The 15,328-nt window shown below is 39.4% G+C and carries 14 protein-coding genes; 10 read left to right on the forward strand and 4 right to left on the reverse strand.

Annotated features, from left to right (window positions below; all coding sequences use genetic code 11):
* The first annotated feature begins 6 nt into the window (after window positions 1-6).
* Window positions 7-654, forward strand: coding sequence for a bifunctional 4-hydroxy-2-oxoglutarate aldolase/2-dehydro-3-deoxy-phosphogluconate aldolase (locus F580_RS0111475; protein ID WP_019027877.1), 648 nt, complete (start codon window positions 7-9; stop codon window positions 652-654).
* A 104-nt stretch (window positions 655-758) separates the two neighbouring features.
* Here the strand turns inward: F580_RS0111475 and F580_RS0111480 are convergent, their stop codons facing one another.
* The 3 genes from F580_RS0111480 to rne form a co-directional block, all read right to left on the reverse strand.
* Window positions 759-1,685, reverse strand: a complete 927-nt coding sequence (locus tag F580_RS0111480) for a DUF4339 domain-containing protein (protein ID WP_019027878.1) — start codon at window positions 1,683-1,685, stop codon at window positions 759-761.
* A gap of 82 nt (window positions 1,686-1,767) precedes the next feature.
* Window positions 1,768-2,199, reverse strand: a complete 432-nt coding sequence (locus tag F580_RS0111485; RefSeq protein WP_019027879.1) for a DUF4339 domain-containing protein — start codon at window positions 2,197-2,199, stop codon at window positions 1,768-1,770.
* Between the two features lie 626 nt (window positions 2,200-2,825).
* Window positions 2,826-5,864 (reverse strand): ribonuclease E, encoded by a 3,039-nt coding sequence (rne, locus tag F580_RS0111490; protein ID WP_019027880.1) that lies wholly within the window; start codon window positions 5,862-5,864, stop codon window positions 2,826-2,828.
* Between the two features lie 688 nt (window positions 5,865-6,552).
* Here rne and rluC point away from each other — a divergent pair.
* Together rluC and F580_RS0111500 are read left to right on the forward strand one after the other, a co-directional pair.
* On the forward strand, window positions 6,553-7,731 hold the full coding sequence (rluC, locus tag F580_RS0111495) for a 23S rRNA pseudouridine(955/2504/2580) synthase RluC (RefSeq protein ID WP_019027881.1): 1,179 nt from the start codon (window positions 6,553-6,555) through the stop codon (window positions 7,729-7,731).
* Window positions 7,731-8,396, forward strand: coding sequence for an HAD-IA family hydrolase (locus F580_RS0111500; protein WP_019027882.1), 666 nt, complete (start codon window positions 7,731-7,733; stop codon window positions 8,394-8,396). Before rluC ends, F580_RS0111500 begins: the two co-directional genes overlap by 1 nt.
* Window positions 8,397-8,790: 394 nt before the next feature.
* Here the strand turns inward: F580_RS0111500 and F580_RS0111505 are convergent, their stop codons facing one another.
* Entirely contained in the window at window positions 8,791-9,393 is a 603-nt protein-coding gene (locus F580_RS0111505) for a Maf family protein (protein WP_019027883.1), read from the reverse strand.
* Window positions 9,394-9,587: 194 nt separating this feature from the next.
* On the opposite strand from F580_RS0111505, the gene yceD reads away from it, so the two are divergent.
* The 7 genes from yceD (at window position 9,588) to fabF (ending at window position 15,280) form a co-directional block, all read left to right on the forward strand.
* On the forward strand, window positions 9,588-10,100 hold the full coding sequence (gene yceD, locus F580_RS0111510) for a 23S rRNA accumulation protein YceD (RefSeq protein ID WP_026301397.1): 513 nt from the start codon (window positions 9,588-9,590) through the stop codon (window positions 10,098-10,100).
* A 48-nt stretch (window positions 10,101-10,148) separates the two neighbouring features.
* Complete coding sequence (rpmF, locus tag F580_RS0111515; RefSeq protein ID WP_019027885.1) at window positions 10,149-10,319, forward strand: 50S ribosomal protein L32; 171 nt, start codon at window positions 10,149-10,151, stop codon at window positions 10,317-10,319.
* Window positions 10,320-10,398: 79 nt separating this feature from the next.
* Window positions 10,399-11,409 (forward strand): phosphate acyltransferase PlsX, encoded by a 1,011-nt coding sequence (plsX, locus tag F580_RS0111520; protein WP_051092078.1) that lies wholly within the window; start codon window positions 10,399-10,401, stop codon window positions 11,407-11,409.
* Window positions 11,410-11,515: 106 nt separating this feature from the next.
* Window positions 11,516-12,454: an ACP S-malonyltransferase gene (gene fabD / locus F580_RS0111525; RefSeq protein ID WP_019027887.1), complete on the forward strand. Its 939-nt coding sequence runs from the start codon at window positions 11,516-11,518 to the stop codon at window positions 12,452-12,454.
* A gap of 127 nt (window positions 12,455-12,581) precedes the next feature.
* Complete coding sequence (gene fabG / locus F580_RS0111530; protein WP_019027888.1) at window positions 12,582-13,328, forward strand: 3-oxoacyl-ACP reductase FabG; 747 nt, start codon at window positions 12,582-12,584, stop codon at window positions 13,326-13,328.
* Window positions 13,329-13,487: 159 nt separating this feature from the next.
* Window positions 13,488-13,721 (forward strand): acyl carrier protein, encoded by a 234-nt coding sequence (gene acpP, locus F580_RS0111535; RefSeq protein ID WP_011043112.1) that lies wholly within the window; start codon window positions 13,488-13,490, stop codon window positions 13,719-13,721.
* Between the two features lie 320 nt (window positions 13,722-14,041).
* Window positions 14,042-15,280: a beta-ketoacyl-ACP synthase II gene (gene fabF, locus F580_RS0111540; RefSeq protein WP_019027889.1), complete on the forward strand. Its 1,239-nt coding sequence runs from the start codon at window positions 14,042-14,044 to the stop codon at window positions 15,278-15,280.
* Window positions 15,281-15,328 lie beyond the last annotated feature (48 nt).

A 15,328-nucleotide genomic window follows, 5' to 3' on the forward strand; every position in this document is an offset into this window, starting at 1 on the left:
GGAATTATGACAGTATCAAAAAATTGGCAAATCATGCCAAAGGACCTTTTCAACATGGGGCCAATTGTTCCTGTACTAGTAATTAATAAAGTTGAAGAAGCGTTGCCTATTGCAGAAGCATTATTGGCAGCAGGTGTAAGAGTCTTAGAAGTTACTTTACGTACACCAGCCGCACTTGATGTGATTAGTATCATTGCCAAAGAGTTGCCAGAAGCGATCATTGGCTCAGGTACGGTGACAAATCGTCAGCAGTTACAACAGTCTTATGATGCAGGAGCTAAATTTGCTATTAGCCCAGGGCTAACCAAAGATTTATTACAAGCAGGTAACGACGGTAAAATCGCTTTAATACCCGGCATCTCTTCTATTTCTGATCTTATGGATGGCGCAGACCACGGCTATGACCATTTGAAGTTCTTCCCCGCGGAAGCATCGGGTGGTGTAAATGCGATAAAAGCCATTGGCGGTCCGTTCCCTAATATTCGTTTCTGCCCAACAGGAGGCATAAATATCAATAATATAGCTAATTACTTAGCCTTACCCAATGTGGTTTGTTGTGGTGGCTCATGGTTGGTTACCAGTGACATCGTCGAGAATAAAAACTGGTCTGAGATCACTCGATTAGCTAAGCAAGTACTAGCACAGGTAAAATAGTAGCTAAATAAATATCGTACCAACAATTGATAAAACTAAAAAAGCCAGTCCTTATAAATAAGGGCTGGCTTTTTTATCTACTACATAGCTTTAGTCGGTAGCTATTATAGATTTTCTTGTGCCATCTTCAAACGTTCTGCCATTGATAGAGGTTTATCTTTAGCTTTTTTAACTTCTACCTTCTCTACCTTATTTACTTTTTCTACTTTACTGTCACCTTTAAACACAGACTTCATCATGTTTTTCATACCATTAAAACCGTCTTTGGCACTATGGTTAGCTTCATATGTTTCATATGAAGTGGATTGAGACGCTGTTTTTTCTGCTTTTTTAGTTACAGTGCTAGGGCTAACTTCAGGTGTTTTTGTTGCTTTATCGGCTTGTATAGGTGTTTTATCAACAGGTTCAGCACGCCTATGAGGTGTCGCTAACTTTTCTTGAGCAAGCTTGGCTTTACTTCCTTGCGCATTGTCAGCAAGTAACTTATTTTCAATAGCTGCCGCCAATGTTTTACTTTGATTACAAGAGGGCATAAAAATGTCATTTGAGTTCATCTTTTGCTCGAATTCGACCACTACCTCAGTCATTTCCTTTTCTGCGATATGAACAGCGCCTTTAATTTGAGATAACTTACGATTGATGTTGTTATATTTTTTCTCTATGTTATCAATAGCACCTTTAACATCATCATTTAAGTTCTTGGTTAAGTCTTTATAACCTTTTATTTGTCGTTCAAGTTTACCAAGTGATGACAGGCTATGATTAATACTGTCGTCAATTGAGACTAACTTTGCATCCAATCGCGATTTCTTTGCTAAAAATTTATCAGATATTTCTTTTGGAATGAGTGGTACTTGTTCTGTAGGGGGGATTATATCAACAAACTCACTAATACAATTGACTGGCTTCCACTGAGTAAATGAAGGGTGCCAGCCATACACATTAGGATTACTGGTTAAATAATCTATTGCTTCGACTAAATCTAATGGCGCCGTTACTTGACCATTATTTGAAAAAAACCATTTTGTCATTGTAATTACTCTTATCGGTTAACTTTTATTTTTGTAATTAAGGTGAACTACTGTCAAATTGCAATTGATACAGCGAAAACTATTAATAGTCCGTTTTAATTACATTCGCTAAATTCTTCTGAAGAGCGGCGTATTGCTCTTCAATTTGTTTAACGACCACGCTCACTTCTTCTGTTAACTTATGAGTGATTTGTCCATAATTATCTAACTCAGCATCTATTTCATATAAAGAATCTGCGGTGATTTTTATCGTTTTATCAATGCGATCTAATGTGGTGATTAATTCTTTTTCTTCGCCAATAAAATCATCAATAAGGTCATTCGGTATTTTTATCGGTGGCGGAGGAGGGGTCATAATTGCTTCGAATTCATCGATACAGTTCACAGGAACCCAATGGGTGTAAGATGGGTGCCAAGCATATAAGTCAGATTTTTTTGCAATTAACGCATTTGACTCTGTAAGCCCAAAAGGACCGGTAACTTCACCATTGTCAGAAAAAAACCATTTTTTCATAATAATTATTACTCTCTTTTATATTTTTGCCCCTGATTAAACGGGGTAACAATAATGACCTTTGTTATTTTTAATAGCGGGCCTTTTAGCTAAAACCATTTAACGTTAGGCAAAGCTAACAGTCAAGTGCTTTGTTATAAAGCTAAGCTATAGTCTTATATAACCTTTCCAAGCCCCCTTGTAAACACTGCGTAATGCCGATGTAATGTTTTGAGCCTAAGCGAACTAATATATACCCATTACCATTCAAGATGCTTTTTTCAGAGTGCTTGAGCTATTTCAATTCAAGGCGCTGTTATGAAATAATGGTTGTTCCATTATAAGTCATAGCAACGATGAAGTGAGGTTGCTCAAGCGCTTCTTTGATGGGTTTAAAAACGATTTAATCCGCGTTATTAATTTGAACAATGGAACAACCATTCTCTAAAATTAACGCCTTGCCTAAATCGTTTTTAACTCCCACTGAAATCGAGCACTTTGAATGGTAACGGGTATAAGTCACCTAAGATACAGTGTTTTACCGCCATTGACTAAATTCATTTACCATAATCACGGGGCAGGGAAAGACAAAAAAAAACCAGTTATAATTTATATAACTGGCTTTTAAATTTACGAAACGCGTTTTGTTATGGCTTGGTAGCCTGCGCGGTACTGCGGTTTACTATATCTGCGACTATAGCGGTTCTACCTGATGACTGATGGGCTAAACGTTCGCTATCTGCCATAGAGTTTGTTGGGATCTCTTTAATGGTGGTGATAGTCTCTGTTTTGGTCATAGGGGCTGTTGCACGGCCCGATAGACGGTTTGCCTTTTTCACCTGTCTTGCTAACTTTTTGTCTTTAGGTGCAGACTTTTTAGTTGCTGGAGCTACTTTCTTAGCCTTAACCACTTTAACCTCTGACTCTACAACTTCGCTTACCACAGGTTCAGTTGCTTGAACTTCAACAATAGGCTCTACTGTTGCTGCTACAGCATCAGCTTTGACTTCAGTGTTAACTTCAGCTTCAACCTTAGGTAAAGTCTCAGTAGGCGCTACCATTGCTTCTTTTTGCTCTAAAGGTAATTCTTGTTGAACTTCAGTGGTAGGTTGAACAACGTCTGCTACTGCAGTTACTTCTTCAACTTTAGTCTCTACAACAGGCTCGTCAACTACAACAACAGGTTCTTCAACTTTAGTTTCTACAACAACAGGTTGTTCAATTTTAGTCTCTACAACAACAGGTTCTTCAATTACTGTAGTTGTTTCAGTGGCTTGAACCGCAACTTGCTCGACTTCAACAACAGGAGTCTCTACTGTAGCCACTTCACTTACAACAGCTGTAATCGTTTGTTGTTCAGTCGTTTGGCTATTAACTTCAGCTGAAGATGGGTAACGTGCTGTTACTGATTCATCGGTAGTAACATTATCACCAGTTAACGCTGCACTATCAGTTTCGTTGTTATTACGACGACGACGCTGACCATTGCCTCTAAGATGTCTAGGAGAACGTCTATTACGTGGGCGCTCTTCGTTAGTTGTAGCATTTTCTACCACAGGGTTAGCTATCTGCTCGACGTCACTGGTGTTAACTGCAGTTATCGCTTCAGTGGTTTCTACAGGCTTATCTGATTGAAGACGTATTTTCTTACGGCTTGTTCTACGTTGGCGACGCTCAGTAACTTTCTCTTCTTTGACAACGTTCTCTCTATCAATGTTGTCATTTTTACGAGCTGGTCTCTTCGGCTTACTCTGTTCTTCATCACGATTAGGGCGAGGACTTCTTGATTGAGTCGCTTTATTTTCAGGATGACTGGTGGTGTTTTCACCGCTTCGTTCACCGTTTCGTTCATTACGTTCAGGGCGGTTGCGATTACCACTACGGTTATTACGACGTTTACCTTGTTGGCTATCGCGTCTACTTTGTGGGCGTCTAGGTTTTTGAGTTGTCTCGGTTTCCTTAACTTCTTCCTTTACTTCTTCAGTAACAAAAAGGCTTTTCAACCAAGAAAAGAAGCCGGCAGGCTTAGTTTCTTTGACACTAACTTTAGCTTCTGCGTTTACAGTTTTAGGCTTAGGAGCACGAGTAGGTGCAGTCATTCCTTGGATTAAAGGCTGATCAGGCTTCACTGTAGTTTTATCAAATTTAGGCATTCTAGCTTCTTCAAGTTCAGCTTTTTTTACCGGTAATTCATAACTTGCTTCTTCGACAGTTTCATCATTTTTAACACGCAGTACTTCGTATTGTGGTGTATCCATATGCGGATTAGGAATGATTAAAACTCTGACATTATGATGTTTTTCAACATGCATAACAGAGCGACGTTTTTCATTTAATAAGTAAGTGGCAACGGGTACAGGAACTTGTGCTTGTACCTGTAGGGTATTGTCTTTAATGGCTTCTTCTTCCATTAAACGTAAGATAGATAAAGCTAAAGATTCAACACCACGTACATGACCAGTACCACTACAACGAGGGCATACACCTTGGCTTGTTTCACCGATAGAAGGACGCAAGCGTTGGCGAGACATTTCTAGTAAGCCAAAACGAGAGATTTTACCCAGTTGAATACGGGCTCTATCTTGGTGAACTGAATCACGCATTCTATTTTCAACTTCACGTTGGTGACGAACAGGGGTCATATCAATGAAATCAATAACGATTAAACCACCCAAATCACGTAAACGTAATTGACGAGCAATTTCTTCAGCTGCTTCTAAGTTGGTATTAAAAGCGGTTTCTTCAATGTCACTACCTTTGGTAGCACGGGCTGAGTTGATATCAATCGAAGTCATCGCTTCGGTAGGGTCAATAACTATTGAACCACCAGAAGGTAGGCGAACTTCACGTTGAAATGCTGTTTCAATTTGGGTTTCAATTTGGTAGTGGGTGAATAAAGGCACATCACTGCTGTAAAGTTTTATCTTGTTTAAGAAGTCAGGGCGCACTACTTCGATGTGTTTTTTAACACTTTCGAAAGTTTTAGGGCGATCAATTAATACTTCACCAATATCACGACGTAAATAGTCACGAATAGCGCGCAAAATAAGGTTTGTTTCTTGATGAATTAAGAAAGGAGCAGGGCGGGTTTTTCCTGCATCGCTAATGGCTTGCCAGTGCTGTAAAAGTACACTCAAATCCCATTGTAGCTCGTCGTAATCTTTACCAACGCCTGCAGTTCTAACTATTAGACCCATGCCTTTAGGTAATTCTAACTTACTTAAAGAGGCTTTTAACTCGGTACGTTCATCACCTTCGATGCGACGTGAAATACCACCGGCACGAGGGTTATTAGGCATTAATACTAAGTAACTACCGGCAAGACTAATAAAAGTGGTAAGAGCGGCACCTTTTTGGCCTCGTTCTTCTTTATCTATTTGCACGATAACTTCTTGGCCTTCACGAAGTACTTCTTTAATGTTGGGACGGCCTTGGAATGTATAGCCTTTAGGGAAGTACTCACGAGCAATTTCTTTCATGGGCAAGAAACCGTGGCGATCTGCACCATAATCAACGAAAGCAGCTTCTAAAGAAGGCTCGATGCGGGTGATTTTTGCTTTGTAAATATTAGATTTTTTCTGTTCGTGACCTGGGCTCTCAATATCTAAATCGTAAAGCTTTTGACCATCTACTAGTGCTACGCGCAATTCTTCTGACTGGGTAGCGTTAATTAACATACGTTTCATAGTTTGTCGGACTCATTTTTTAGTCACAACACACCATTTGCTTAGGACACAAAGCAATCTGTTTTTCTGCTAACAGCAGTTTGTCAACCTCACGGTTGTCAGGGTTAACCTGTCATAAAACCAAGTTAAGCTGTTATAAATTCTGATTGTTTCTAATATCACTGCCTTGACTTAAGTAGGCAATGCTAATGTATTTCTTTATGTGCTCAGCCTGTGTGCTGTGCAAAATACCAGATTATTCACTCCGGTATTATTTTATTATAATTGCTTTATGGTGCTGGGCTGATAACAAATGTTAAAAATGTTAAAACTGTTTATGCTTTTATGACAATCTACAACGGGTAAGTTACCAACTTGGTAATTTACTGTGTCAATTAATGCAATAGGCCGTACTATCAATATGTCGTATTTTTATTTTGTTAACGCTAAGTTGTTGCAATTAACTAAATTTAATTTCGCATAGCGATGTGGCCGCAGTTTGCCTCTTACGTCTCTCTTTAAAGCTTCTAAGGTTACATTGTTACGTCGATTAGCCAGTTGCGAATCTTCTCGTAAGGCTACTTAATACGGTGTTAGCGTTAAATATCAACTAATAACCTTTTTATTATCCCACTATCTTCGTTTTTTAGCCAATAAAAAAGGCTGCTAATTGCATTTTTCACTAAATAAAATGTGTTAAACTGCCCATATGAAAGAATTTAACAGTCAAAAAGCCAATCACGTGCATAAAAATAAATCAAACCATCAACAACGTCCTGTTGTAAAAAAGACACAGCATGCCAACAAACCTGTTGTAAACAAGATAAAACATTCAAATAAGTCTGCTGTAAAAAAGACGCAGCAAGCAAATAAACCTGTGGTAAAAAAGACTCAGCATGAAAATAAAGCTGTTGAAAACACTGCGCAAGTTAAAAGTGTAGAAGAAGAAAGACCGAAAGTACGCTATATCACTATAGATAGTGAAGATGCAGGGCAACGTATCGACAATTTTCTATTAAGAACCCTTAAAGGTGTTCCTAAAAGTCATCTTTATCGTCTTATGCGTAAAGGCGAAATAAGGGTTAATAAAAAACGTATCAAGCCTGTTTACAAATTATTGATAGATGATGTGGTACGTATTGCCCCTATTCGAGTGTCCGAGCAAAAAGATGCTGTTTCTACGGGGTTAAGTATTGTTGCCAATTTAGAGAAACAAATACTGTTCGAAGATGATAGATTAATTGTTATCAATAAGCCGTCTGGTATGGCTGTGCATGGCGGTAGCGGTTTAAGTTTTGGTTTGATTGAAGCACTCCGTGCGCTCAGACCTGAAGCGCGCATGTTAGAATTGGTACACAGATTAGACCGAGATACCTCGGGCTGTTTACTTGTCGCTAAAAAACGTTCGGCTTTGCGCAGTTTACATGAACAGTTTCGTGATAAAAATGTACAGAAATTTTATCACGCCTTAGTTAAAGGTCACTGGCCAACTAAGTTGACGCGTGTTACCGAAGCGTTGAAGAAAAATGACTTGAAATCGGGTGAACGTGTTGTCGTTGTCGACAACCAAAATGGTAAAGAGTCTGAAACACGCTTTAGGGTGTTAGAGCGTTATCGCGGCGCAACCCTAGTAAGGGCTTTCCCAGTAACAGGCAGGACACATCAAATACGTGTTCACTGTCAAACGAGTGGCCACTCAATTGCTATGGATGCAAAATATGGCCACGAAGAGTTTGATGAACAAATGAAGAGTAAAGGCTTAAAGCGATTATTCTTACATGCGGCTAGTATTGAATTTACTCACCCTGTAACGGAGCAACGCATGAAAATTGAAGCGCCATTAGAGGTAAGTTTAGAGCGATTGTTATCTAAACTGGTAAAAGAATAGTGCCGCTACCTGATTATAAATTAGTTGTTTTTGACTGGGATGGCACCTTAATGGACTCTATTGGTAGGATAGTTTCGTCTATACAAGCTGCTGCTGGTCATTGTCAGTTAACTATTCCAACCGTAAGGGCAGTTAAAGATATCATCGGTTTAAGTTTGCCCAAAGCACTTGGGCTTTTATTTCCCAATAGTGCAGAAGACAAAATAAAGGCTATGGTTGAGCAATATAAATATCAATATGTCGAAGGGGACAATACGCCGACACCCTTATTCGAGGGTGCTGAGCAATTATTAATGGCACTTAAAGCAAGTGATAAATTACTTGCTGTAGCGACAGGTAAAGGCAGGAAAGGCTTACAACGTGTTTTTTATGCAACTCAAACCGAGCATTTTTTCCATGCTTCACGCTGCGCTGATGAAACGAACTCTAAGCCTCATCCGCAAATGTTACTGAGTTTATTGACCGAACTTAATGTTTCTCCAGAACAAGCGGTTATGGTGGGTGATAGTCATCATGATATGAAAATGGCTCAAGCCGCAGGGATTGATAGTATAGGTATTACTCTAGGTGTTCATAGCCGAGACGTTTTACAGAACTATCAGCCGATAGCTATTGTTGATTCACTCGCCGAGCTACAACAAATATTATTATACCAAGTTGATTAAGTTCTTTCCCACTCAGCGAGAATTAAAGGGTTTAGAGGCAAGACATTGATTGAAGAGAATGGTTATTCAGGAGAATATGCTCCTGCATTCTCTATTAAGCTGCATCCATGCAGCGTCCTTGTCAAAATCAATAACGCCGCATATGAACCCTTTAAACTCGCCTTTTGGGAGCTTACTCAATGCCCACTAACATCGTTAAATTTATTTGGTTTAGAATGACTAGACCTAAACAAATTTGCCTTGTAATTGAACATTAAGTACAGCTCTGAGCTTGGAAGAAATTTAATCAAATTGGTATTACCTTCAACAGGGCGCATCTAACGCCTGTCAGTATTGAAGTAACAGTAGAAGAGGCGAGCACTCAATCAAAAGTGTTGCCTCTGTTCTAATGACATTAGGTAGTTATTTTAGCTTGTTCAGCTAATACATCGATACCTTGTTGTTTTAATAGTGTTACTAGCTTTATTAAAGGTAACCCTATCAAGGTATTTGGGTCATCACCTTCAAGTTTACTAAATAAACAAATACCCAAACCTTCACTTTTGAAACTGCCTGCGCAGTTATAGGGCTGTTCGGCATGAAGATAATTTGTGATCTCCTCTAAACTCAGTTGATTAAAGTGAACGGTAAAAGGCTCAACTAAGGCCGCTATATTATCGTGTTCACTATCATAAACACAAAGGCCAGTATAAAAGGTTATGCTTTTACCACTAAACTTACTTAACTGAATAACAGCATTGTTAAAGTTATGCGGTTTTCCTAATATTTCGCCTTCACATACCGCGACTTGATCTGAACCTATTATAAGTGCCTTTGGGTGTAGCGGGCTCACCGCTTTTGCTTTTTCAATAGCCAGTCGCTGTACTAGCACTTGTGGAGATTCACCTTGTAGTGCAGTTTCATCGATATTAGGCCTGGCGCAGCTGAAAGGTAATTGCAGCTTTTCTAAAATTGTTTTACGAAACGGAGACGTGGAACCGAGAACTAAGGTTTTCATAATTTGCCTTTAAAATTGTAATTTCTAGTAAAGTTGGTAAAATTATCAATGTTGTTCATTTAAGGAGCAAACGCTGTCTAAATAAACAATTGTTATGTGATTATTGCTGTTATTGGGGCTATCTTGAGCTTTTAAACAAAATAGTGCAATTTTCTTTTGACACTTGCCTATAGGGGCTATAATATGCGCGCCTTATGCAGAATCTTAAACTTCCAATAACAATTAGCCCATCCCGTAGCGCACAGCGAAGACTTGTGTGTGAAGGTGCGTTTAAATTGTCAGATATGACTCGATTACTTGCTGAATGCGAAAGCCGAAGCGATGAAGTCAAAGTTAGTGTTAAGTTTGATGTCGATGAACGGGGCCTGACAGTAATGACAGGTACTGGCTCGACATTAGTTGCATTAACTTGTCAGCGGTGTAACGAAAATTTTGACCATGCACTTAAAGTAGAGTTTACTTTTAGTCCGGCCAAAAATGAGGAAGCCGCTGAAAAAATTCCGTCATATTATGACGTAGTAGAATTAGATGAAAATGGTGAAGTAAACTTACGCGAATTAATAGAAGAAGAGTTCATGCTCATTCTTCCATTAATTCCACGGCATAAAATTCGAGACTGTTCAGCAGATGCTGATTCAGTTTGGGGTGAATTGCCAGAAGAGCTTGAGAAGCCAAATCCATTTGATGTATTAAAACAATTCAAGTAGTTAATAAGCATACAGCCCTTTAACTAATAACCGATTTAGGAGAAACTCATGGCAGTTCAAAAAAGCAAAAAGTCTCGTTCAAGACGTGGCATGCGCCGTTCACATGATGCAGTTACACCAGAAAACTTATCAGTAGACCCAGTATCAGGTGAAACGCATCGTCGTCACCATGTAACAGCTGATGGCTTTTACAAAGGCGTTAAAGTAATCGCTATCTAAGCGATTACTACGTTATAGTAAAATAGTTTAGGCTTCTCGCTTGAGCTTTAATACTGATCTAACCATAGCGTTAGATGTTATGGGGGGCGATAAAGGCCCCTCTATAACAATTCCCTCAGCAATAATGGCGATAAAACATCAGCCTGACTTGCACCTCATTCTTTGTGGTGATGAAACCATCATTACAGAAACCCTTGCCCAATTAAATATTTCTAAAAAGCAATTCGCTAATCATAGGCAATTAAGCCTTTTTGCAACGTCACAAGTCGTTTCAATGGACGATAATCCTCTCGTTGCCTTAAGAACAAAAAAAGATTCGTCGATGCGTAAAGCACTTGATCTTGTTCGAGAAGGACAAGCACAGGCTTGCGTTAGTGCTGGTAATACTGGTGCACTCTTTTCTATGGCACACTTCGTTTTAAAAAACTTACCCGGAGTCGAACGGCCAGCCCTTATTTCATCTCTACCGACCCATGATAAAGATAAACATGTTTTTATGCTTGATTTGGGCGCCAATGTTTTTTGTGACTCACATGTCTTATATCAATTTGGTGTTATGGGCTCAGTCATGGCAGAACAAGTCGATGGTATTATTAAACCTCGTATTGCTTTACTCAATATGGGCGAAGAAGCGATAAAGGGTAGCGATCATATAAAACTGGCTGCGTTGGAGTTAAGTAATAATAAAGATATCAACTATGTTGGTTTTATTGAAGGCAGTGATATTTTCTCCAATAAAGCGGATGTTATTGTTTGCGACGGTTTTGTCGGTAATGTCACCCTAAAAACGTGTGAAGGGGTAGCTCGCTTGGTTTACCAAAAGTCTAAAGCGGCTTTTAATGCGAGTTTGTTAGGCAAAATATTTGGCTCATTACTTAGACCTAGCTTTAAAAAACTATTTAAAACCATGAACCCCGACCAGTATAACGGCGCAAGTTTGATAGGATTACGCGGTATTGTGGTTAAAAGTCATGGTAATGCTAATTCAGGTGCTTTTTTTGCTGCAATTATGGAAGCGGTTAAAGAAGTGGAGCGGCAAGTACCCGAAAAGATCAAAAACTCTTTGGAACACGGCTTTTCTGTTCGATAGCGATTTACAATCATCTACGAAGCACAATCGACAGCCGCACCTACACTTTACATAAAGCACAATACATCATCTTATTCACCGAATAGAACATAATTAGAGTATCAATATGCAAAATAAATTAGCATTCGTTTTTCCAGGGCAGGGCTCACAAACTGTTGCCATGCTCAGTGACTTTGCAGAGAATAGTATCGTACAAGCAACCTTTGCCGAAGCGTCTAAAGCCTTAGGTTATGACCTATGGCAACTAGTTGCCATAGGTCCAGCAGAAAAACTTAATCAAACCAATTTTACTCAACCGGCATTATTAACTGCCAGTGTTGCTTTATGGCGCGTTTGGCAAGATGAGTCGACAGTCACTCCTGATGTCATGGCGGGTCACAGTTTAGGTGAATATTCTGCATTAGTATGCGCCGGTGTTTTTTCACTTAGTGAAGCGGTAGTACTTGTTGAAAAACGTGGTGAATTCATGCAAGCCTGTGTTCCTGCAGGCGTTGGCGCTATGGCTGCGGTTATTGGTTTAGGCAATGAAGAAATTATTGCTGCTTGTGTCAAAGCTGAAGGTACACAAGTTGTGTCAGCGGTGAATTTTAATTCGCCAGGGCAAGTGGTTATCGCCGGCCATAAAGAGGCCGTAGCTCGTGCCAGTGAATTGTGTAAAGCAGCAGGCGCAAAACGCGTCTTGCCATTACCGGTAAGTGTACCATCACACTGTGCTTTAATGAGGGATGCGGCAACTGAGTTGGCTCGTGAATTAGATAAAGTAACGTTTAACATCCCTGTCATAAAGGTAGTTAATAATGTTGATGTCGCAGCCGAAACAACAAGCGAAGCAATAAAACTGGCTTTAATTAAGCAGTTATATTCACCGGTACGTTGGAGTGAAACTATCAGCCAACTGGCCAGTGATGGTATAGAAAAAGTGGTAGAAGTGGGCCCAGGTAAAGTTTTACAAGGCTTAAACAAGCGCATTAACAAGTCAATAAAAAGTGTCAGTTTCAACACAATCGACACTTTACAACAAGCAAAAGAACTTATTAATAGTTAATGTTAAATAATTAGCCTAGGGTAATTATGAGCACAATGGCACTAGGTCAACAAAATAATTAATGTATATAACTCGTTATCTTATTTTTCAAGCTAACGAAATAAAATAAAAAATAGTAGGTAATAATATGTTTTCATTAGAAGGTAAGGTCGCTTTAGTAACAGGTGCAAGCCGCGGTATTGGTAAAGCTATCGCTACTCAATTACAAGCACTTGGTGCAACGGTAATTGGCACAGCGACATCAGAAAATGGCGCCACTAACATTGCTGAGTACTTAACAGCCAATAATGGTAGTGGTATGGGCTTAGTGCTCAATGTAACCAGTGATGAATCAATCAGCGAAATGTTTGCTGCTATTAAGGAAGCGCATGGCTCAATTGATATTTTAGTGAATAATGCCGGCATTACCCGTGATAACTTGTTTATGCGTATGAAAAATGACGAGTGGCAAGATATCATTGATACTAACTTAACCTCGGTATTTAAAGTAAGTAAAGCCGCGATTCGTCCTATGATGAAAAAACGCACGGGCCGTATCATAAATATTGGCTCTGTTGTTGGTACAATGGGTAACGCAGGTCAAGTCAACTATGCAGCAGCCAAAGCTGGTTTATTAGGCTTTACTAAAGCTTTGGCACGAGAAGTGGCTTCTCGTGGCATTACCGTCAATACAGTTTCACCTGGATTTATTGATACGGATATGACAAAAACACTGACGGACGAACAAAAAGAGGGCATTTTCGCTCAAGTACCGGCAAAACGTTTAGGTAAGCCTGAAGAAATTGCTAGCACAGTAGCCTTTTTAGCTTCTGATGCCGCCGCTTATGTAACGGGTGAAACAATCCACGTGAATGGCGGTATGTATATGGTATAAGCCTTATTTGTTAAGGCTTATTTTGTTTTTAATAATATTTTTCAATACTTCAACAGGTTAGACCAGTTTAAAAAAATGAATTAGAAGCTTGCATGGTAAGCTGTTGACGAATACACTACACACAATTTGAAAAAATGCACTTTCAGTCAAGGAAAAAAAATGAGTAATATCGAAGAACGCGTAAAAAAAATCACAGTTGAACAGCTAGGTGTTAGTGAAGCAGAAGTAAAAATTGATTCATCATTCGTTGATGATTTAGGTGCTGACTCATTAGACACTGTAGAATTAGTTATGGCGTTAGAAGAAGAATTTGATACTGAAATTCCTGACGAAGAAGCTGAGAAAATCACTACAGTTCAAGCAGCAATTGATTACGTTACTGCTAACCAGTAATTGTTAATAAGTTCGATTTAATCGGACTTATTAAAATATAAAAAGCGGTATACTTAATTGTAAGTGACCGCTTTTTTTTTATCTTTATTATGATGGTTTTATCCAACTTAACCATTATATTGAATAATAATACCACTTCCATTTATTACGTGATCTATTTTATGCGTAGAAAAAATTGCCAACTACAAGGCATTTATTTTAATAACTAGTTGTTCTAATTATTAAATAAATAACGAAGTAGTTGGTTGTTTTAGCAAGTAGAAATGTTCACATAGTTAGTGGGTTTGGTATAATATTAATTTTTCGGAGGCCGCTCTGTTATGAGACGTGTAGTAGTTACTGGTATGGGCATGCTTAGCCCTTTAGCCAACACCGCAGAAGAAACCTGGCAAAACTTGCTACTTGGAAAAAGTGGTATAGTTAATATGGACCATTTTGATACCACAGATTACCCGACAAAGTTTGCGGGTTTAATCAAAGATTTCGATGCCCAAAACTATATGGAACGAAAAGAAGCCAAAAAAATGGATCTTTTTATTCAATATGGTGTTGCCGCTGGCGTCCAGGCTTTTAACGATTCGGGTCTTGACATAACAGAGCAAAATGCTCCACGTATTGGTGTTGCTATTGGCTCAGGTATTGGTGGTTTAGGTTTAATCGAACAAAACCATCTCAAGCTTTTAAAAGCCTCAGGTAACCCACGTAAGTTATCACCATTTTTTGTACCATCAACCATCATAAACATGATAGCGGGTCACTTATCAATAATGTTTGGCCTGCAGGGGCCGAACATTGCTATTACCACAGCGTGTACTAGTGGTGTTCATAATATCGGTCATGCTGCGCGTATGATCGCTTATGGTGATGCCGACGCTATGGTTGCCGGTGGCGCTGAAAAAGCATCTACTACCCTTGGTATGGGTGGCTTTGGTGCAGCTCGGGCATTATCTCGTCGTAATGATGACCCAGAGGCTGCTTCTCGTCCTTGGGATAAAGACCGTGATGGTTTTGTTCTTGGTGATGGTGCCGGTGTGATCGTTGTTGAAGAATACGAGCACGCTAAAGCCCGTGGCGCTAAAATTTATGCTGAGCTTGTTGGCTTTGGTATGAGTGGTGATGCTTATCATATGACGTCACCACCTGAAAACGGTGCTGGCGCAGCGCGTGCAATGCAAAATGCAATCAATGACGCAAAAATTGATATTAGCAAAATTGGTTATATCAATGCCCATGGTACTTCTACTCTAGCGGGTGATATAGCTGAGACAAATGCTGTTAAAACCGTCTTTGGTAACAGTGCGCACAAAGTCATGATGGGCTCGACCAAGTCAATGACTGGTCACCTATTAGGAGCCGCTGGCGCTGTTGAAGCTATTTTTAGTATTCAAGCACTCATGAACAACCAAGTGCCACCAACAATAAACTTAGATAACCCCGATGTTGGTTGTGATCTTGATTATATTGCTGGTGCTGCGCGTGATGTTGAACTTGAATATGTATTGTGTAACTCTTTTGGTTTTGGCGGTACTAACGGCTCGCTAATCTTTAAGAAAATTTAATCGGCACAAAAGCATGAATAAGCCTGAATACTAGCCTCCCAATGTTGA

It is taken from the genome of Colwellia piezophila ATCC BAA-637 (genome assembly GCF_000378625.1).
Taxonomy (GTDB): domain Bacteria; phylum Pseudomonadota; class Gammaproteobacteria; order Enterobacterales; family Alteromonadaceae; genus Colwellia; species Colwellia piezophila.